The organism is Streptomyces chromofuscus, from assembly GCF_015160875.1.
GTDB classification, from domain to species: Bacteria; Actinomycetota; Actinomycetes; order Streptomycetales; family Streptomycetaceae; genus Streptomyces; species Streptomyces chromofuscus.
The window spans coordinates 5543834-5562584 of record NZ_CP063374.1 but is presented as its reverse complement, the minus strand read 5'-3'; the positions used below and the strand labels follow the sequence as shown (position 1 = coordinate 5562584).

Annotated in this window: 20 protein-coding genes; 14 read left to right on the top strand and 6 right to left on the bottom strand. The window is 69.2% G+C overall.

The genetic code is table 11. The annotated features are described in order from the left end of the window. The first annotated feature begins 48 nt into the window (after positions 1 to 48). From folE to IPT68_RS25190, 7 genes are all read left to right on the top strand, one after another. Entirely contained in the window at positions 49 to 696 is a 648-nt protein-coding gene (folE, locus tag IPT68_RS25220) for a GTP cyclohydrolase I (RefSeq protein WP_228039886.1), read from the top strand. Next, complete coding sequence (locus IPT68_RS25215) at positions 693 to 1514, top strand: hypothetical protein (RefSeq protein ID WP_189696641.1); 822 nt, start codon at positions 693 to 695, stop codon at positions 1512 to 1514. Before folE ends, IPT68_RS25215 begins: the two co-directional genes overlap by 4 nt. Continuing rightward, entirely contained in the window at positions 1511 to 2578 is a 1068-nt protein-coding gene (locus IPT68_RS25210; protein WP_228039885.1) for a nucleoside phosphorylase-I family protein, read from the top strand. Before IPT68_RS25215 ends, IPT68_RS25210 begins: the two co-directional genes overlap by 4 nt. Positions 2579 to 2601: 23 nt before the next feature. Beyond that, entirely contained in the window at positions 2602 to 3297 is a 696-nt protein-coding gene (locus IPT68_RS25205) for a dTMP kinase (protein WP_189696640.1), read from the top strand. Between the two features lie 28 nt (positions 3298 to 3325). Next, complete coding sequence (locus IPT68_RS25200; protein ID WP_189696639.1) at positions 3326 to 4249, top strand: DUF2797 domain-containing protein; 924 nt, start codon at positions 3326 to 3328, stop codon at positions 4247 to 4249. Positions 4250 to 4310: 61 nt separating this feature from the next. Beyond that, positions 4311 to 5153 (top strand): class I SAM-dependent methyltransferase, encoded by an 843-nt coding sequence (locus IPT68_RS25195; protein ID WP_189696638.1) that lies wholly within the window; start codon positions 4311 to 4313, stop codon positions 5151 to 5153. A 65-nt stretch (positions 5154 to 5218) separates the two neighbouring features. Next, the gene (locus IPT68_RS25190; protein ID WP_228039883.1) at positions 5219 to 5701 is read left to right on the top strand and encodes an NUDIX domain-containing protein; all 483 of its coding nucleotides are present in this window, start codon (positions 5219 to 5221) and stop codon (positions 5699 to 5701) included. 20 nt (positions 5702 to 5721) lie between these two features. Here IPT68_RS25190 and IPT68_RS25185 read toward each other — a convergent pair whose 3' ends face one another. Further along, positions 5722 to 6222, bottom strand: coding sequence for an NUDIX hydrolase (locus tag IPT68_RS25185; protein WP_228040606.1), 501 nt, complete (start codon positions 6220 to 6222; stop codon positions 5722 to 5724). 185 nt (positions 6223 to 6407) lie between these two features. Here IPT68_RS25185 and IPT68_RS25180 point away from each other — a divergent pair, with 185 nt between their 5' ends. Continuing rightward, positions 6408 to 7628, top strand: a complete 1221-nt coding sequence (locus IPT68_RS25180; protein ID WP_189696637.1) for a hypothetical protein — start codon at positions 6408 to 6410, stop codon at positions 7626 to 7628. Positions 7629 to 8204: 576 nt separating this feature from the next. Continuing rightward, positions 8205 to 8777, top strand: coding sequence for an NYN domain-containing protein (locus IPT68_RS25175; protein WP_189696636.1), 573 nt, complete (start codon positions 8205 to 8207; stop codon positions 8775 to 8777). A 109-nt stretch (positions 8778 to 8886) separates the two neighbouring features. Here IPT68_RS25175 and IPT68_RS25170 read toward each other — a convergent pair whose 3' ends face one another. The 5 genes from IPT68_RS25170 to IPT68_RS25150 all read right to left on the bottom strand — a co-directional run bounded on the left by IPT68_RS25170 (position 8887) and on the right by IPT68_RS25150 (position 13350). After that, positions 8887 to 9840, bottom strand: a complete 954-nt coding sequence (locus tag IPT68_RS25170; protein ID WP_189696635.1) for a hypothetical protein — start codon at positions 9838 to 9840, stop codon at positions 8887 to 8889. A gap of 461 nt (positions 9841 to 10301) precedes the next feature. Further along, on the bottom strand, positions 10302 to 10880 hold the full coding sequence (locus IPT68_RS25165; RefSeq protein WP_189696634.1) for a phosphatase PAP2 family protein: 579 nt from the start codon (positions 10878 to 10880) through the stop codon (positions 10302 to 10304). Continuing rightward, the gene (locus IPT68_RS25160; protein ID WP_189696633.1) at positions 10877 to 12070 is read right to left on the bottom strand and encodes an MAB_1171c family putative transporter; all 1194 of its coding nucleotides are present in this window, start codon (positions 12068 to 12070) and stop codon (positions 10877 to 10879) included. Before IPT68_RS25160 ends, IPT68_RS25165 begins: the two co-directional genes overlap by 4 nt. Positions 12071 to 12082: 12 nt before the next feature. Next, positions 12083 to 12550 carry a hypothetical protein gene (locus tag IPT68_RS25155; protein WP_189696632.1) on the bottom strand — a complete coding sequence of 156 codons (468 nt, stop codon included), beginning with the start codon at positions 12548 to 12550 and terminating at the stop codon, positions 12083 to 12085. Between the two features lie 359 nt (positions 12551 to 12909). Beyond that, complete coding sequence (locus IPT68_RS25150) at positions 12910 to 13350, bottom strand: helix-turn-helix domain-containing protein (protein ID WP_189696631.1); 441 nt, start codon at positions 13348 to 13350, stop codon at positions 12910 to 12912. 853 nt (positions 13351 to 14203) lie between these two features. Between IPT68_RS25150 and IPT68_RS25145 the strand changes: the two genes are divergently transcribed. The 5 genes from IPT68_RS25145 to IPT68_RS25125 all read left to right on the top strand — a co-directional run bounded on the left by IPT68_RS25145 (position 14204) and on the right by IPT68_RS25125 (position 18371). Next, positions 14204 to 15097 carry a helix-turn-helix domain-containing protein gene (locus IPT68_RS25145; RefSeq protein ID WP_189696630.1) on the top strand — a complete coding sequence of 298 codons (894 nt, stop codon included), beginning with the start codon at positions 14204 to 14206 and terminating at the stop codon, positions 15095 to 15097. 7 nt (positions 15098 to 15104) lie between these two features. Further along, positions 15105 to 15797 carry a zinc finger domain-containing protein gene (locus tag IPT68_RS25140; protein ID WP_189696629.1) on the top strand — a complete coding sequence of 231 codons (693 nt, stop codon included), beginning with the start codon at positions 15105 to 15107 and terminating at the stop codon, positions 15795 to 15797. 158 nt (positions 15798 to 15955) lie between these two features. Continuing rightward, positions 15956 to 16600 (top strand): WhiB family transcriptional regulator, encoded by a 645-nt coding sequence (locus IPT68_RS25135; RefSeq protein WP_189696628.1) that lies wholly within the window; start codon positions 15956 to 15958, stop codon positions 16598 to 16600. Continuing rightward, complete coding sequence (locus tag IPT68_RS25130; protein WP_189696627.1) at positions 16597 to 18183, top strand: hypothetical protein; 1587 nt, start codon at positions 16597 to 16599, stop codon at positions 18181 to 18183. Before IPT68_RS25135 ends, IPT68_RS25130 begins: the two co-directional genes overlap by 4 nt. Next, positions 18180 to 18371, top strand: coding sequence for a hypothetical protein (locus IPT68_RS25125; RefSeq protein WP_189696626.1), 192 nt, complete (start codon positions 18180 to 18182; stop codon positions 18369 to 18371). The genes IPT68_RS25130 and IPT68_RS25125 overlap by 4 nt, the downstream gene beginning before the upstream one ends. The last annotated feature ends 380 nt before the right edge of the window (positions 18372 to 18751 follow it).

Below are 18751 nucleotides of genomic sequence, written 5' to 3'. Positions count from 1 at the left end.
CGCGCGTCCCGTACCTCCCGCCCCGGATCCTGGAAGTGAGGAAGCAGCATGACGAACGCAGTGTGGCCCCCTGCTGTAGATGACTCCGACCCACCCATGTCGCAGCTGGCCGGTGACGAGCCGGTAGCGACGGTGGACACGCCCCGGGTGACCGAGCTCGTACGCGAGCTCCTCATCGCTCTCGGCGAGAACCCCGACCGGGAGGGCCTGGTGGACACACCGGCCCGAGTCGCCGCCTGGTGGCGCGACTTCCTGTGCCCGGCACCGCTGTCCGCCCCGACGTGCTTCACCGAGACCCGCGCGAGCGACCAACTCGTCGTGGTCGGCGGTATGAGCGTGTGGTCCCTGTGTGAACACCACATGCTGCCGATGAATTTGGAGGTGCACGTGGGCTACGTCGCCAACGGCACCGTCCTGGGGCTGTCGAAGTTCGGCCGGATCGCGCAGCGGTACGCCGGGCGCCTTCAAGTGCAGGAGCGCTTCACCCACCAGCTCGCCGACGAGGTGTCCTCGGCGATCGCCAGCGAGGACGTGGCCGTCGCCGTCCGCGGTGTGCACCTGTGCATGAGCATGCGTGGCGTACGGATGGAGACGGCCCGCACCTCCACCCTGCAGGCCGTCGGCCGGTTCAAGACGGACCCAGTGCTCTCCCAGCAATTCCTCACCCTCATCGCCGGGCAACGGGGGGCAGCGTGACAGCCAACAGCATCGACTTCTCCGTGATCGCCCCGCCCGACTATCTGGAGACCTTCGTCGCCCAGGAGCCGGCGCGCGTGCATCACGTGGCCGCCCAACGGGTCCTGTCCGATGCCACTTACCGGGCGTTCTTCCGCCGCGAGGCCGAACACGGCGCGGAGATCATCGTCGACAACGGCGTCTTCGATCTCGGCCACGCCCTGCCAGCCGCCGATCTGGTCTCGGCGGCCCGCGCGGTCGACGCCCGCGAGATCATCCTCCCGGACGTCATGCGCGACGGTACCGCAACGATCAAGGCCAGCGACGAAGCGGCCCGCGAAATCCATGATCTGAGCGACGAGTTCCGCCTGTGTATCGTGCTGCACGCCTCGGACGACGAGGAGTGGCTGCGCTGCTACGACTACTTCGCCTCCAGCGACTACGTCGGCGCGATCGCCCTGCCCGCCTCACGGCGGCCCGCTCCCGAGGAGCAGCTGTGCCGAACCCGGTGGACGGCCACCCGCTATCTGGAAGACCGAGGGCTGGTGAACGACCGGATCGTGTACAGGCTGCTCGGCCTGGGCCGGACCGGGCATCTGGAGCTCATCGAGCAGCGCGAACACGAGTGGATCACCTCCGTCGACGGCGCCGCCCCGGTCATCCTCGGCGCGATGGGCATCGCGATGCTGCCCGGCGGACCGTACGAGAAGCCCAGCACGCCACGCATTGAGAGCCTAGGCCCGATCCCCGAAGACCGGTTCGACCTGATCCGGCGCAACATCGAGGTCGTCCGCGAGGCGGCGGGCAGCAGCGTGCGAATCCCGGAGGCCCGCTCATGAGCCTCCTTCCCGACCCAGTCCTCACCAGCGAGGCCGGCCGAGAGCTACCGGCGGTGCCGATCCCGGTGGACAAGCACACGATGGGCCCAGAGAGTTTGCTGCGCTACTTAACGATCAAGGTCCACCACCTCATTCAGGAGCAGGAGTGGGACGGCATCCGTGTCGTCGGCGGCTACGACCGTCTGGCCGTGATCTCCCGGCACGAGAAGACCGGCAAGCCGTTCAACATCGAGCGCCCCACCGCCGAGGTCCACGGCCGCGAGCTGGTGATCAAGGCGTTCCCCGGCGCCGACTACGTCCACCACTACGCGCTGATCATCGCCACCTACCTGGCCATGACCGGCCGCCCGGCAAGCACCGTCACCTACCAGCTACCCGACCGGGCTCTCGCCCGTGCAGCCGTCGAGCAACTCGACCTGAACCTCGACGGCGACCTCGTGATCGTCGGCTGGGGTCTTCAGTACCTCGCCCCCGTCGGCGGCGTGTGGACTCGCGGACCGGGCTACGCGTGGCAGCGCACCGTGGTGCACGGCCGCCGGGTGGTCTATCTCGGCTTTCTGCACAGCATCTGGGGCGACGTCGCCGGTCGTGTCGTCGCACGCCTGGCCGAGCTCGGTGCCCACGATGTCGTCTACATCGGCAAGGTCGGGGCCCTGGCACCGGAGATCGAGCCCAACACCATGCTCGCCACCGGCCACGAGAGCCTCGTCGGTGGCACTCGCGTGGCGTGGGACGACTTCTTCGGCGGCTTCGCCGCCACCCAGCCGGGCGTGCACACCGGCGTCCACGTCACCTCACCGTCGATCCTGCTCGAAGACCGGGACTGGCTGGCCAAACACGCCGAATATGCCTTCGTCGACCCGGAGATCGGCCCCATGGGAGCGGCCGCGTGCCAGGCGGGGATCGGATTCGGCTACCTCCACGTCATTTCCAACAACCTCGCCCGCCACTACCCCGCCGACCTGTCCAATGAGCGCCACGGCGACGTCATACCGCGACGCGCCGTCCTGGTCGACCAGATCCGCGACATCATCGCGAACCGCCTGGCCGCCCGCCCTATCTGACCACCCAGCGGAGGAACACGACCATGACGGCCGCAGCACCCCCCACCACCCCCGCACGCGGACGGGAGATCACGGTCACCGGCATCGACGGGGCCGGCAAGTCCACCCTCGCCACCCGCCTGCACCAGTCCCTGAACGACGCCGGCCACACCGCCATCCTGATCGGCAAGCACAGCACCGAGGTCCCCATGGACGAGGAGCTGTCCGCCTACGTCGACCGCCTCAACGCGCTCGTCTACCGGCGCGATGCCCGCGTCGCCCAGAGCTGCGGCGACCACTACTGGCTGCTGGCGCTAGCCGCCTGGTACACCCTCCAGGACAAGCTGGTAATCCAGCCCGCGCTCGCCGCCGGCACCCACGTGATCCTCGACAACGCCCACCACAAGATCCTCGCCCGGTACGCCGTCAACCCCGACGTCCCCACCCGCCTCGCCGAACAGGTCTTCGCACACCTCACCGAGCCCGACCTGGTGATCTTCCTGCGCATCGGCGCCCACGAAGCCCTCACCCGCAAGGGCTCGTTCACCTCGCTGGAGACCGGCCACTCTGGCAGCGCGGATGAGGACTTCGTCCGTTACCAGGACACCGTCCTGGCCCAGCTGCGCGAGCAGCAGCAGCGCGGTGGCTGGCTGTCGGTGGATGTCACCGACATGGACCGCGACGCGGTCTTCAAGACCGCCGCTGCCGCGCTGGCCGACCGTCTCCAGCTGACCATCTGACAGTCCCACCACTTTCGAGGAACGCACCATGCCAGTGACCCCGCCCCGCGATGGCGAATACGTGTGCCATGGCGTCACCTGGGCGACCGGAGACCCCCGGCTGCTGCTCGCTCCGCTGCCCGGCGGGCCGCTGGTCTACGCCGAGATCATGAACCAGCACCTCGGCTACCAGGTGAGCGGTACCAGCCGGTGGTGCACCGGCCGGTACCAGTTCGCCGACACCGTCCGTGTCGAAGCCGTCGCCTGCCCCGACCGCGCGCCCGCCGAGCAAAGCGGCCAGTGCACCCGCTGTTTGGGCAGAGACGACTTCCGCTTCGCCCACCAGTTCCACCACGGCGGCCACGCCCCCGAAGCCCTCGTGCAGTACATGGCCCAGCCGCACTGGCTGTACCTGGCGACTTTCGCCGACGGCACCACCAAGGTCGGCACCGCAGCCGAGCCCCGCAAACGATCCCGCCTCGCCGAGCAGGGCGCCCTGTTCGCCACCTACCTTGCCAAGGCCGCCGACGGCCGCACCGTACGGCACCTCGAAGACGCTCTCACCCGCCGCCTCGACGTGCCCCAAACCGTGCGCGGCGCGGCCAAACTCCAGGCCCTGGCCGACCTTCGGGACCTATCCACGGCCCGCGCCGCTCATGACAAGGACGTGGCCCGCGTCTCCGAGTCCCTGGCCGATATGAACATCCCTGCGGTGATGGAAGCGTGGACGCCGCCCAGTGAGGGCGACCGCCTGCGCGCGGCCGATGCCGAGCGGGTGCTTTACCCACACGACCTGCGCGAGGGCGAGCACGGCTTTACGCCGATCTCCTGCGTCGGCTCCCAGGTCCTCGCCGTCCTCGACAGCGACGACGACATTGCGTACCTGTCTGACCTCGGCGCGCTCAAGGGTCGCCGCATCACCCTCGGCACGTTCAGCTCCCCGGGCACGGCCGTCCAATCAGCACTGTTCTGACCCCTGACCGGTTCTCTGGCCCAGTCAGCCGGAGCCCTTCCGTGAAACGAGGCACTCCACGATGGCACCCCAGGACGCCGTTCTCGGCTGGGACGAGGACGCCACCGCCGAGGCGTACGCCGCCTTCACGCGCGAGTACCCCATGTACAGCGCCACCAGCAGAGACCTCGCCCACCGCGCCCGCCTCACCGAAAGCCACCTGGTGGTCGACCTGTGCGGCGGCGCCGGCTCGACCGCCGAGGCGATCCTCGAACTCGCTCCGCTCCAGGCGCGGGTCATCTCCCTGGACAACGCCGCCGCCATGCAGCGTGTCGGCCGCCGCACGCTGACAGACCCGCGCCTGACCTGGGTCACCGCGCCGGCCGAGGAGCTGGCCGACCACGTCCCGGCCGGAGGCGTCGACGCCGTGGTGTGCAACTCCGCGATTTGGAAGGCCGACACCCTCTCAGTGTTCGCCACGGTCCACCGCGCCCTGCGCCCTGGGGGCCGGTTCGTGTTCAACATCGGCGGCGGCTTTGCCGGAGTCCGCCACGATGATGAGAAGACAGCGCGCACCGGGCCCTCCCTGAACAGCCTCATCCAGCAGATCGCCGCCCGCGACTACGGCTACACGCCGCCCCCTGCCGACCAGGCGCCTCCCAAGCTGCCGCTGGAGGCGGTCACCGACCAACTGTCCATGGCCGGGATGACCGTCCTCGACACCGAGGTCGTCGCGCAGCACGGCACGGTGGCCGAGAAGAGGGCGTGGCTGTCGATCCCCGTCTTCGCCCGGCCCGACGGCGACTTCACGCACGCCCAGCGGATGGACATCCTCGCCAAGGCGTACGCCCTCACCACACCCGACGCGCCGACCGTGACGAGCTGGCTCGTGGTGGTCGCCGAGCGGCCCGAGGAGGAACGCTGACCGCCCTACCCGCTTCTACCGGCCACGACAGCGGCACACCGTGCTGCGACCACACCAGCGTCGGGGTGCTCCTCGCCTCACCTGCCGGACTCCTCGTCTTCGAACGCGCGACGCCCCCGGCCGGAATCGCCCCGGTCGCCGGTCACGTCGACCAGCACGGCAGCCCCGAGCAGGCCGCCCGCACGGAGGTCGCCGAAGAAGTCGGCCTGACCGTTACCCACCTGCACCTGTTGCTCAGCCAGTGGCGGCCCAACCGGTGCTGCCGGCCGAGCGACGACACAGTGGGCCACCGCTGGTGGATCTACCAGGCCCAGGCATCAGGACCGATCCGACCCTCCGCCCGAGAGGTACGCGCCCCCCGATGGATACACCCCGACCAGCTCCAGCACCACGCGCGCCGCACTGTGGCGTACGCCGAAGGGCACCTCAGCAAGGAGGAGTTCACAAATCAGCCCGGCCTCGCGCCGGTGTGGGTCCGCTTCCTGCACGAACTGCAGCTCGTGACGCTGGACGACGACACCCTGAACCTGATCGACGCCGTCATCTGACCGCCAGTCGGCGGCGAGGCTCAGCCTGCCCCGACCGGCTGCCCGGCCGCCAGCCGGCGCACGTGCGCGCGGATGCGGTCGCGGTCCTCGGGAAAGGCGCTCTGCCACTCCTTGTCCAGATCGACCCACTTCGGCGGCTGTCCGCTCTCCCCACCGAGCGGCACGTCACGGTCGATGACGGCGGCGTACGACAGGCCCAGTGTCGGGGACCAGTCGGACCGGTAGGACCGCACGGCGACGGCCGCCGGCACGGGCAGCAGCTCACCGCGCAGACCGGTCTCCTCCCTGAGCTCACGGGCCGCCGCGGCCCGCGGCGTCTCACCCGGCTCGACTTTGCCGCCGGGCGGTACCCACCCGCGCACCCGGTGCTTCACGAGCAGGACGTGGCTGAAGGCCGGATCGGTGACCCATACCTCAGCTGCGAGCGGTTCCATCGGCCCTTGCCTAGCCCGTTCCAGCCAGGTCCGGGCCTCGTCGAACTCCAGCGCGGCAAGACGAGCATCGGCTACCGCCGCGTCCAAGGTCATCTGGTCAATCACCTGGCTCACCCTATGCCGACGCGGCCGGTACCCGGAGGAAGTCACAGCGCCGTCCGGATGCGTCACTCGGTCGGTCAAGGGCTGGCTGGGCGGCACGGGCGTCGGCATACGGGCAGTCAGCGGCAGGGGCGCCATCGAGGTGTCCGCTTCGGGAAGGGGTACCAGCCATGAGCAGCGACACCGTTCGGGCCGCCTGGATCGTTCTCGGCGGAATCCATCTGCTCAACCAGACCGCACGCCGCCGCACTGACGACCCGATCGTCCTGGTCCGGGTAGCCCCGCAGGAGGTCTGCGTCCCCAGCACCACCGTGGTTGTCCGGTGGGACGCCCTCGGCGCCTGCCCCGTCAGCGCCCTGACTGCGGGCGGCCGGACCGCAGACGCCCGGATTGAGGGCAGCGCCCTGTTTCCCGATGCCATCGCCGGCCCCGAGCTGCGCGAGATGGTCGGCGAGGAAGCGGCCCCCGCTCTCGTGCCGCTGTGCTACCTGGCCGAACATCCTGGCGGCGGCTACCACGCCTACGCGCAGATCCGGTTCTACGCCGACGACGCCTGTTTCCTGCGCACCACTCGCGAGCCGGTCGGCGAAGGACCAGTGGAGGCGCTGCGCTGGCTGGACCCCGTGCTGGCCGCGCACGCCGCCTCGGCGCTCCGGCTCAACAACCACCTGCGGTACTTCCGCACCCACTTCGCCGGGACGGAGCTGGAGTACAAGTACAACCTGGAGCCCGCGCCCGACATCTGGGCCGTCTCCATGGAGCTGCTGAAGGCCCTGCGCCACGGCGAACTGGCCGACTGCCGCCCGGAATACCGGGAGGAGTTCCAGATCCACTACTTCGACAACCACATGTTCGACGTCACCGGGCCCGACCAGGAGCGCGGCTACGCCTCCTTCATCCCCACGGTCGACGGCACACACGTGCTCAAGCGCAAGTGGTTCACGGAGGACGCCTTCGCCCGCCGCGAGCAGCTCTTCACCGACATCGAGATCTCCCCAGACCGCTTCGGGGAGTACCTGAGCACGGAGATGGGCCTCAAGGTGCGGGCGCTGCCGCCCTTCCGACGCGTCCGCTACGACATCCAGTGCGAATCGATGCGTACCGGACACGTCTTCGGCATCTTCTTCGACCGCTGCTCGCTGCTTGCCGCCCCGGACGTCGTCCTCTCGCAGTGCGAGATGGAGTACCGGCGCTCACGCAGCCTCCTCGACCACGACGAGGAAAAGGTGCTGCGGGAGATGGAGCGCATCGACCGCTGGCTCCTGTCCTATCTGGCTGCGCGCGGCCTGGCGACGGAACGCACCTTCTACTCCAAGCGCAGCTTCCTGCGCGACACCGTCGATGCCCGACCCGAGCTGACCCCGGAGCGCGGCGGGGCACCAGGTTCGTGAACCGGCTGGCTCCGACAATCTGACCAGCAGTGGCGTCCGTAGTCGAGAGCCGAGGATCGCGAAGTAGCCGACGAATGACGACGTCCACCACGGATCGCGGACGGGCTTGTACGTGGCAGTGCTGTCCCTGATCTTCCTCGTCCACGGCCCCGTCCACTTGGAAAGGAGCGCCAGCGTGGAGTGGGCGGCGAGCGCAGCGTAGAACGGGCCGCCCGCCTGAGCCCCTCTCGAGGTACCTCGCTCCACCGTGCACCCGCCGAGGAGGACGAAGCCGAAGTGGTCTCGGGGACCGTGAATCCGCTGGCCCACGGCCATGCAGGGGATCGGTCTCCGGCCGTCAGTGACGTGGGGTGCTCAGGATGGGGTCGTTGCTGACCGATTTCCACGAAGAAGTCCCGACGGCCTTCCCGGACCGCTACTCTCGGACCACCCAAGGGTGGTAGACCACATCGGAGCCATCGCCCGAACGGCATGACGCAATTACCAACTTGCAATTCAAAACCAAATATTTCCACGTCGATCTGAACTCTTTTCCGCTGCGCGGAGAGGAGTTTTGTTGCATTCTAAGGGCGGAAAATGTCGAAAAACAAATCTCTCCCAGTCGTCTTTTGTTATGTCGATGGGTCCAATGTCTTTGTCGCTGGGATGCAATGCGCAGCAGCCCGGCGGGGCCTGGCGCCGTCCGCCCATCAGGCCGGTGCGCGCGGCTTGGTCGATCCGTCGTGGCGATGCAACTTCCGCACGCTCTACGGCCTGCTGTTCCCGCCGACCTGCGGAGAAGGCCAGGCCGTCATGTTCGGTTCGTACGGAGAGCCCGGTGCGGCAGTGTGGGAGCACTCGGCTCGGGACGCCGGCTTCACAGTGGATCTACTGCGCCGCAATACGCACAACCGGGAGAAGCAAGTCGACAGCGCCCTGACCACCAGGATGCTCACCGACATCCGGTACATGCACCCGGAGCGCGGAGACATCGTGACGCTGGTCTCCGGCGACAGCGACTTCGTCCGCCCCGTCCAGGCCCTGCAGGAGGAGGGGCTGTCGGTGCTGGTGCGCAGCTGGGACCATGCAGCGAGTCGGGAGCTCGTCACAGTGGCCGATCAGTACCTTCCCTTGGACCCGCACTTTGACGAGTTGACATACGGCTCGTAGTTCCGGCCAGTTCATAGGTCCCGAGCACGATGCGAAACGCTGGAGGGCGGGGCACTTCGGCATCCCACAGCCTGGACCCTCTGGTGAGCTTCGGGACACCAGGTCCCGATCACTCGCGCCAGGCCGGCCGAGCCAGGTGCGCCTCCATCTCAGCCAGCCTGAGTGCAGCTGAGACGACGAACTGCTGGCAATACTCAAAGTCCTCGTCGCGCGGGGCGTATGGGCCGACGGGGTACGCCTCACGCCGTCCGTTGGCGAGGCGCGAGACCTCCGGGGTGAGGTGCTCGAATCGGTGGTATCGGTGGTAGTCGATGCCGAGCGAGGTGACACGGAGGGCAGACTGCATCTTCGCGACCGTCTCCGTCAGATCCTGAACGTGCCGACCGACCGATTCCGCCAGACGCGGCGGCACTGGCGCGTACTTGCCCTTTTCGTCGAGCGTAAGCGCCTTGGCCACCTTGCCCCCGAGAAACGGGTCCTGGCGCACTTGGCGACCGAACGCAAGCGGAGAACCGCGGAAGTCATCGCCGTTGATGTGTTGCTCGAAGAGCTCCTCGAAGGCGAGTCGCAGAAGGCCCATACCGTTCGCATGGTCGCCCTGGGCCCATACTGCGGATGCTGCCCGCAGCTGCTCACGAACCGGCTCCTGCGGAATGAGCTCGACCATGTCGATGCCGTCGAACGGGTGGCCGAACACCCTGGGGGTGTTTTCCTCGAAGAACTGCTTGGTGTCCACCCGGGCTTGCTCGATCGTGGGGCCTGCTGGCAGCGCGGCGTCGTGCTTGAACGAGTTGCGCTGCACAGTGAGCCGCTTGACGCCGATCTTTCCAGCCAGGTCGACCCCGGCTGGGCCCGCTTTGTCCGGGTGCATGGTCTCGAAGTACCGAGCGACGAACTGACCCTTGTCCGGGATGGTGATGCCGAGGTGTTCGCTCGCGAGGACGAGGAACAGCTCGACTGCGTCGTGAAACGTGAGGATGCAGCTGGCGGCGAGCGGGTCAGGGAGCCGGGACTGCTCCATGCCCTGTTGGGCTAGCAGGCGGATGAAGGCCAGGCGTTGCATGGTTTCTGGGGTGATCGGCTTCGCGTTGATGACCGCTCCTGGTGTGCGAGTGACCTTGTGCGTGTCAGGGCGATTGTCGTCCCACCTCGCGATGCAACGCTTGCAGTTTTCGGGGCACCGCCGGAAGTTACTGCGCCGCGAGCCCAGGGCGGCGAATCAGCCACGCTGCCCACCCTTGACAATTCCGGCGACCAGACGGGCCGTCATGAACGACTACGCGACGCATCGCGCCAGTTCACAGCCGATTCGGACAGCCAGAGGATCGGTAAATGCGCTGCCTGTGCACCACCGGCTGCTGGGAGCCGTGCCTCTCAGCGTTCATCGCCTCCCTCCCGTCGTGGGCCCTGGGGGCGGATTCGTCGACATCGGGGCGAACCTGGGCTACTACTCGTTGCTCGCTTCCTGACTCGGCCTGGACAACCAGGTGGTGGTAGTCGAGCTGGCACCCAGCATGCGCGCCTTCAGCGCATCGCGCTGAACACAACAGCAGCCGCCAGCCCTCCGAGCAGGGCGCCGACGACCGTCTGGGCGGGAGTGTGGTCACGCAGCGCGACGCGGGACCAGCCGATGGCGGCGATGCCGAGTGCCAGCGGCGCCGCGCTTACGCCGTAGGCGAGGAGCAGGATCACGACCACTCCTCCGGCGACAGCGGTGTGGACCGAGACCTTCCACCAGATGGTCACGATCATGGTGATGACGAGGCCGACGAGCATGGCGACGACCAGGGCGAATACCTCGCGGGGCGCCTGGAGAGCGACGAGCAGTGAGATGCCGATCACTACCGACGCCATCGTGGCGAGGAGAGGGACGGCGCGCTGCTCGCGGACGCGTACGTGCTTGTCGGTCCAGTGGCCGCGCTTCACGCCGAGCATGATGACGGCGAACGGGATACCGCCGCAGAACAGGGCCGCCAGCAGTCCCCAGCCGAGCCCTGTGACGCTGCTCGTGCTGTGCCAGCCGATGATCAGCAGTATCGCGATGACGAGGTTGGCCGGCGCGAGGGCGTCGGTGATGAGGCGGGCCGTGCGGGACTCGGTCACTGTGTTATCTCCAGCGTTCGGTCGTGGTCGAGCTTGGCAGCGAAGGTGCGGGTGAGGTCGGAGTCGTAGGCCCTGGCAAGTTGTTTCAACGCTTGGATCTCGCTGGGCAGATCCCGGCCGCCACTGGCGGGCGGGAGGGGCGCGCCGGACGAGGGCTCGCTGGCCTGCCGGGCTTGTTTGGCGCCAATGATCCAGCAGGCTTCCGCGGCGATGTCGGCCTGCGCGCCGATGAGGCCGGAGGCCGCGACGTGGGCGCGGGCCTGGTCGCGCAGGCTGCTGGGGGCGTGGTCGCTGAGGGCCAGAACGGCGTCACGGATCTCGATGGTGCGGCGATACAGACGGTCGTGAACGTGACGCAGGTGGAGAATCTCGGATGCCCTGCGCCGCGGTGGGTCGAGACGGACCTCTGGCACGGCCTCCGTAAGGCTGAGCCAGAGCGGGTACAGCTGCAGTAGGTCGCGGTATTCGCGGATCCAGCGGTGCAGTCGTCCGGCGGCGGGCAGCGTGCTGCCGGTCACGATGAAGATCAATGCGGTGAAGAGCAGGAGACCGCTGATCGCCTTGACCGTGCTGGCCGGAATGACGCTGTGCCCCAGAAATCCCAGGATCACGAAGGCAACGCGGTGTGCGGCGTAGACGATGCCGACGGTGGTGCCCATGCCGGTGAGACGCAGGCCGCGACCGAGGAGGCCGGTGCCGGGCTGCCGGCCCCAGCGCCAGCACAGCCGGGAGGCGCTGAACAGTGCTGCCCCGAGGTAGCCCGTCCATACCACTCCGTAGGCGGCGATGCGCCAGTCGGTGGCGTACTCGGCGAGTAGGTCCACCGCTTCGCGCGGCTGAGGAGTGGCCAAGAACAGCACCGTGATGATGGCGGCGGCGGTGACGGGGGCAAGGAGGTGCAGGCGGGAGGACTTGAGCCCGGGCGCCTTCTCCTCGGCCATGTTGTGCACGAAGGTCAGAACCGAGTGCGCCGCGGCGATGCCACCGACGTGCTTGCCCAGGGAGCTCAGGTTGTTGACCCGGAGACTGGCGTCCAGGGGTGCGGCGACGAAGGACAGCCTGAGCGTCATGGCAACCGCCAGGGCGAGGAAGGCGCTCCACAGGACTCGCTTGCTGGAGTCGCGCCATGCGGCCGGGGTACGCCACGCGGTGACCAGCCACAGCAGGACCGCAGGAAGTGTGTCGATCATTCCGGGGCGCGCTTACGAGTCGCTGAGCGCGTCGCCCAGGCGCTGGAGGACGCTGCTGCGGGCGGCCTTGCCGGTGCGGGGGGCGGCGGCCTTGTTGGCGATCAGCCCTGCGAATCGCTCGGCGTCCCGTTCGTCCTCGGTTCCGTAGCTGGCCCGGGTGAGGAGGCTGACCACGGTGGCGGGGTCGATGTCCGCGAACAAGCCGCCTGCTGACTGGACGCCGTCGATGATCGACGTGTGGCCCAGGAGCATGTGGCCGATCTCGTGCAGGATGATGTGGTCTTGGTGCAGTGGGCTGGTCGCTGCCTCGTGAAAGACATGGTCGGCCTTCTCGGTGGCGATCCAGACACCGCACGGGGCGTCGGTGCCGGAGATGCCGGGGACGCTGTGCAGATGGAGCGCACGGCCGCGCTGCGCTGCGATCCGGGCGCAGAAGACCTGGACGTCGAACGGGTCCGGGATGTCGATTGAGGCGAGCACGTCCCCGAAGCCCGGGCGGTCTTGACGTCTGCCGCCCGGCTGCTCTCTTCGACTACGCAACGACAACTCGACTCCGCAGGTGGCGCTGTACGTGACCGCGGCAGAGGCGGCACCGGAATCGTGTATTCCGGCACGGGAACGATACGTCAACGCTCAGGGGAATATGCCAATAGCATGCTCAAATTCCGCTCAACAGCGCGACGATCAAGGAATGCGCCTGATTCGGCATCACTTGATCAAGGCTAAATAGAGCCGCAATAAACCCTGGCACTGCCATAGGTCATGCACGAAACCCACAGAGTGGCGTGCGTCACAGCTTCGACCGGACAGCGGCCGTACGACTCCCGGTCGCGCTGCGTTTACCGACTGGACGCCTCGTCGTCGGCGAGCCCTTCCAAGGTGCGGGCCCTCTCAATGAACCCCTTGATCGTCTCGAGGGTTTCCGCCGACAGACCGGAGGCCCTGAGGGCGACATCTCGCACGCGGTTGTCCCGCATGGAGGCGAGCAGTGACAGCTCGGCGGCGATCCGCTCGGCGGACTCGTCATTGAAGAAGTAGGAGGGCGCGACACCGAAGAAGCCGGCGAGGGCCTCCAGGTGCTTCATCGTCGGGTTGTCCTTCTTGCCCGTCCGCAGGCTCCAGATGTAACTCGCCGAGATGGTGGGCCCTCCCGACCGCTCGATGCCCGACGCCACCTCTTCATAGCTGTACGCACCGCGGTCCCTCGGGTGGATCGTCACGAAGAGGTGATCGAGCTTCTGCGCGAGGGTGCGCTGCTTCGTGGGCACTCCTTCGCTCATGCGGGCCCATCCTTCACTGACTCGAGGAGCTACTGCTTCGACTGGCGTGAACGATACACCGTCAGGTGCAACCGTTCCATTCTCCCCAGTTGACGTGATCCATCTTCCCTGGTCTATTGTCATCACGCCGGCATCGACTGCTGCGAATGCACAGAGAGTGCTTTCGCAGCCCAGATGGACAGGGAGGGGGACGCCGTGCGGACACCGCCACTGAGGACCCGTGACGCCGCAACGAGGCGAGGGCCAGGCCACGCCGTCCGACGGTCGGCAGGATGCCCTGGGCGCGCCCGCCGCCTCGCCACACGGGCAGGCGCGCAGATCATCGAGACGGTCACCAGGTGTCCTGGCGCGGTGACGACCGAGAAGAACTCGCACTGTTTCCTGCGGACAGCGATCCGACCCGCTTCGCGCCCGGCCGCGCGACTTCTACAGGGTTTAAGAACCAAGTCTGGATCTTGACGCAGGGTCGTGCGTATGTTCGTCGTCCCCCGGGCAGCGCGCCCGGCACGACGAACCCGAGGAGCAACGGCATGCGCGCGCTCCGGGCCTGGTAGGCCCGCATACAGCGACGGCGCCCGAGAGGTGCAACTCCCGGACGCCGAACGCTTCACGGCACAAACCGCCCCGGCAAAGGCGGATATCGCCACCATCACCACGCTGATCCCTTCCAGGGGGCGTCTCAGCGTGGCAACACCAAAGGAGAGTGTTACATGCGCTCTGCCCTGCGCAAAAGGCCCGACGGCCTGGCCTGCGCGGCAGCCGCCCTCTTTCCCGCGTCTACCCGCCTCGGGCGTGAGCCCGCCCCGGCCACCGTGCCGGCGCGCACGTCCCGCCTGTCGGCCGGGAGTGGCCAATGAGCAGCGACGCCCGCGAGTGGGTGTGGGAGCACAGCTCCAGCCGAGGGACTGCTCGCCTGGTCCTGCTGTCGATCGCCGACCGGGTGCCCGACGAGCAGTGCGCCGCCTGGGCCTCTCTCTCCAGCCTGATCGAGCGCACGAACGCGAGCCGGACCGCGGTACGCGACGCCCTCGACAAGCTCATCACCAGTAGCGAGCTGGAGCAGCGCGACGACCTCCAGGGACCACAGCGCACCACGGTCTACCGTCTGCCCCTCGCCGCCGCGTTCCTGGCCAAGGTCAAGGCTGCCGAACAGGAGGGCTCATCGGCGGAAGTCGCGGCGGCGACGGAGGCGGATCCGGTGCCCGAGTTGAAGGTCGAGGAGCTTCGGCAGTACGGAATCTGGCCCAAGGACGGTACGGATTCCGGCCCCTCCCGTCGGAATCCGACCGGTACGGCTTCCGGCCCCTCGCGTCGGAATCCGCCCCCCCGACGGTACGGATTCCGACCCTTGGAGGGAACGGATTCCGACCCCCAGAACCGTAGTGAACCGAAGGTGAACCGTAATGGCAGCAGTAGTACTGCCGTCACCCCGGCCAGCCAGTGGCAGGTCGACCCAGCCACCCACGCCTGGGCCCGCCAGCAAGGTCACCTCACCCGCCTCGGCGAGGACGGCCTGCGCTCCGCCGACGCCAAGTGGCGCACCCACCGGGCCGCCTGGAAACCCCGGTCGGCAGGCGCCTGGGCTGCCGACTGGCGGGCCTGGATCGCCCGCGAACGCACCCCGGGCCGCCCGAACCTCTACGCCCTGCCCGGCAACGGCCCCGCCCCCGCTGGCGGCATGACCCGAGCCGAGGCCCACACCGCCGCCCTCCTCGCCGCCCTCGACGAGCCGACCGGAACGGAGTAGCACCCCCGTGACCCCACACGAAGTCGGCGCCCTGCTGGCCTACCTCGGCCGACTCGACCCCCGCCTCATCCGCACCGACAAGGGCGAGGCCCGCGACCAGATCGCCCAGTGGCACGAGCTGCTCGGTGACGTGCCCCTGGCCACCGCGCACGGGTGGGACGCCCGCGTCGTCGCCCGCGGGCACATCCTCGACTCGCCGTACCCGATCCTGCCGGTGGACGTCGCCCGCAAGTGGCGCGCTTACCGACGCGACCGCCTGTCGCGGCACACCGACCCCACACCGGCCGCAGATCCGGACGACCCGGCCGCCTGGCAGGCCGAGCTGGTCCGCACGCGGCGCGCAGTCTCCACTGGAGCCGTCCCGCCCGCGACGCACCGGCAGATCACCGGCGGCCAGGTCCCTCCCGACCTCGAACCGCATCTCGAGGCGATCGGCCGGTACATACCGGAGGACGTTCGCGCCGAACTTGCCCCCTACCGGCCCGCCCGCGCGGCCCGCGAGGCAGCCATCGCCCAGGGCCAGCCGGACTTCCTCGGTGTCGAGTGCGAGTGGTGCCACGCGCAGGTCGGCGAGCCGTGCCGGCGCCGGCGCATCGGCCTCGACGGCGACGCTCGCGGCAACGCCCCCCGAGCCACCCCGCACCCCGGCCGCGTCGACCTCGCCGCAGCGCAGCACGCCCAGCAGCCCGCGATGGCCTGACCGGCGCACCCCTCGGGTGCACCCCGTCCGGTGCGCCACCGCACACCACCACCCCGCCCCGGCTGCGACGCCCGCCCCGCGCCGCAGCCGACCCCGACGCCCGCGTCCGCCCACCCCGGACCCGACCGGCCGACGCGGCAGCACATCGGAGACAGAAATTGCGCACCATCACCACCCACAACGCGCCGGCCACCGGCCTGCGCGGCATCGGCGACACCAGCTGGCACACGCACGGCGTGTGCCACGGCATGGACCTCGACGACGCCGACACCACCTTCTTTCCCCTGCCCCGGGACCACGAAGCCATAGCCGACGCCAAGGAGCTGTGCGCCGCGTGCCCGGTCAAGCGGGACTGCCTCAACTTCGCCCTCGAAAACGTCCTGAAGGAGGGCATCTGGGGCGGGCTCACCGAGGCCGAACGCCGGCCGTGGCACGACGGGCTGCCCCAACGGCTCGACTACGACCGCGTGATCGCGGTCTTCAACGGTCGCGACGTGCACCTCACCGCCAAGGAGCGGCAGGTCGTCATCGACCACGCCTACGCCCGGGGCTGGCGTGCCGACCGGCTCTCCGTTGCCCTGCAGGTCACCCAGGAGCACGCCCGCGACCTGCTGACCCAGGCCGCCCACAAGGTCTTCCACCGGGACCTGACCCAGGGCGTGCCCCAGCGGCGGAAGAAGAAGCGGAAGCGGTCGAAGCCAGCCACGAGCAAGCCCGCGACCGGCCAGGCCGCCAAGGAGCAGCCTGCGTCCCGCCCCGTGCAGTCGACCTCCGCGCACGCCCCTCTCGGAAAGGCCGCATGACCCACCTCTCCCTGTCCTTCGGCGCCGCCCCGGACCTGTCCGTCCTCCTCGCGGTCGGCATCCCCGTCGCCGTCCTGGCCCTGGTCCTGACCGGCTGGGCGATCCACCGTCGGGGAGCCAGCCCTCAGAAGAAACGTTCTGGTATCCCCGCGGTCAAGGTCGCCGCCCTCGCCGCGCTCGGCTGCACCGCCTACAGCGCGGACACGAGCTGGCGGTTCGCCGCCGACTACCTCGACATGGCCGGCACCGCCGAGCGGGCCGGCATGTTCGCCGCCGCCGAACTGGCGCTGTTCGCGACCGCGCTCATGGCACGCCAGAACCTGTCCGTCCAAGGGGCGCCCGGGCTGCCGGGCACGCTGGTCTGGGTCATCACCGGAGTGCAGGTGATCCCTGCCTACGCCGAGAGCGGCCCCATCGGCGGCACCGTCCGGGCGTTTGTCGGCCCGATCATGGCGGCGATGCTGTGGCACCTAGCCATGGGCATCGAACTGCGCCTGCGTACGCCCGGCGCCGCCTCCCACGGTCTGCTCGCCACCCTGGGGCGGGAGGCGCGGGAGCGGCTGCTGTCCCGCCTCGGCATCGCCGCCCGGGACCGCGACGCCGCACAGATCACCCGCGACCGGGCCACCGCCCGAGCCGTCGCCCTCGCCGCCCGTCTCGCCGAACGCACTCCGGATCAGCGAACGAGCCGACGAGGCCGACGGCTCGCCCGGCGGCTGTCGAAGGCAATCGGCCGGGCCTCGGTCGGCACCGACCCCGCCCAGCGGGCCGAGCTGCTCAACCAGCTCGCCGCCCGCCGGCACGCACTCGCCCTCGCCACCGTGCCCCTGCCCTCCCCCTGGTCCCCGCACTCCAGCGGAGAGGGCCTGGTCCCCGAACCGATCGGCGGGACCGCCCCACTGAAAGCCGTGGTCCCCAGCGACGGTCCCCGCCCCCACGCCGTCCCGGGCGGGGACCGGTCCGCGCAGGAAGAGCGGGGACCGGTCCCCGGGACCGACCCGGCACCCGGCAGCAGCACGGTCCCGAAAACCGGGGACCGTGAAGCGGGGACCGTGAGCACAGAAGCGGGGACCGAAGCGTCTGAGCCGGGGACCGACAGGTCCCTCGACAGCGGCGAGGGGATCGGCGAACAGATACACGAAGTGCCTGCTCAGCACCCCGGACAGGACCGGGGACCGACCGACGCTGAGTCGGGGACCGCCCCCACCGGGGACCGGGGACCGACCGACACCGACACCGACACGGGGACCAACCCCACCGGGGACCGGGGACACAAGGTCCCGCTCCGCCGGAAGCCGACGGTGAAGGCCAAGGGCAAGCGCGGGGGCCGGTCCCGCAACCAACAGACGCAGCGCCCGTCGCGGGAGCTGCAGGCGTCCGTGGACCAGCTAGTGAAGCAGGTCCGGCCACACGTCCCCGCCCTCCTGGAGCGGGACGGCAACGAGACCGTCACCCGAGTCCAGCTCCGGGAAATCCTCCGGCGCGAGGGCCTCACGGGGGGCCGAAACGACCGACTAAGCCTCGTACTTCGCGAATTGCGGAGTGACGCCACCGCCACGACGACAAGGAGCACCGCCCGATGAAGACCTGCCGCCGCTTCGCCACGATCCGCCAGGAGTTCGAGCGGGAAATCGGCTTCCTGAGCGCCCATTCCGAGCGGCATGCCGGCAGGCCGGCGGCGAAGAGCAGCGCGAAGCACGCACTGTCGGCGAAGCAGCAGATGGCCAAGGCCCTCAGCCGGCACGTCGGGCGCTGCCCCGAGTGCGGCTGACGTTAGCAAAGCCGCAGCTCACGGCCCCTTAGCGCAACCGGTGGCCCGGCCCAGTGCCGGGCCACCGCCCAATTCCAGGAGGCACCACCATCGAACCCCGCATCGCACGATCGTCCGCGCCGACCAGCGCGGAGGCCGGCGCCTGGGCGGACGTCCTGGTCCGCCATCGGCTCCTGCACGCCGCGGTTCTCGCTCCGAACGGCCAGTGGCTCGTCCAGCACGAGCCCGTCGGCCCCGTGCGCGTGCTCGCAGGACCGGCCGACGTCGTCGAGATGGTCGCCGCCATCCAGCATCGCCTCCGCACCACGAGGCCCCGCACCCGATGACGAACCCGAACGAGAACGGCAACACCCCGGACCTCGAGTCGAAGCTCAACTCGG

What these genes read in the sequence shown, in the direction of transcription:
- IPT68_RS25205 (WP_189696640.1), top strand. Translation starts at nt 2,602, where the DNA reads ATGACGGCCGCAGCACCCCCCACCACCCCCGCACGCGGACGGGAGATC.
- IPT68_RS25125 (WP_189696626.1), top strand. Translation starts at nt 18,180, where the DNA reads ATGAAGACCTGCCGCCGCTTCGCCACGATCCGCCAGGAGTTCGAGCGG.
- IPT68_RS25210 (WP_228039885.1), top strand. Translation starts at nt 1,511, where the DNA reads ATGAGCCTCCTTCCCGACCCAGTCCTCACCAGCGAGGCCGGCCGAGAG.
- IPT68_RS25200 (WP_189696639.1), top strand. Translation starts at nt 3,326, where the DNA reads ATGCCAGTGACCCCGCCCCGCGATGGCGAATACGTGTGCCATGGCGTC.
- IPT68_RS25130 (WP_189696627.1), top strand. Translation starts at nt 16,597, where the DNA reads ATGACCCACCTCTCCCTGTCCTTCGGCGCCGCCCCGGACCTGTCCGTC.
- IPT68_RS25175 (WP_189696636.1), top strand. Translation starts at nt 8,205, where the DNA reads ATGTCGAAAAACAAATCTCTCCCAGTCGTCTTTTGTTATGTCGATGGG.
- IPT68_RS25145 (WP_189696630.1), top strand. Translation starts at nt 14,204, where the DNA reads ATGAGCAGCGACGCCCGCGAGTGGGTGTGGGAGCACAGCTCCAGCCGA.
- folE (WP_228039886.1), top strand. Translation starts at nt 49, where the DNA reads ATGACGAACGCAGTGTGGCCCCCTGCTGTAGATGACTCCGACCCACCC.
- IPT68_RS25180 (WP_189696637.1), top strand. Translation starts at nt 6,408, where the DNA reads ATGAGCAGCGACACCGTTCGGGCCGCCTGGATCGTTCTCGGCGGAATC.
- IPT68_RS25195 (WP_189696638.1), top strand. Translation starts at nt 4,311, where the DNA reads ATGGCACCCCAGGACGCCGTTCTCGGCTGGGACGAGGACGCCACCGCC.
- IPT68_RS25150 (WP_189696631.1), bottom strand. Translation starts at nt 13,350, where the DNA reads ATGAGCGAAGGAGTGCCCACGAAGCAGCGCACCCTCGCGCAGAAGCTC.
- IPT68_RS25160 (WP_189696633.1), bottom strand. Translation starts at nt 12,070, where the DNA reads ATGATCGACACACTTCCTGCGGTCCTGCTGTGGCTGGTCACCGCGTGG.
- IPT68_RS25170 (WP_189696635.1), bottom strand. Translation starts at nt 9,840, where the DNA reads ATGCAACGCCTGGCCTTCATCCGCCTGCTAGCCCAACAGGGCATGGAG.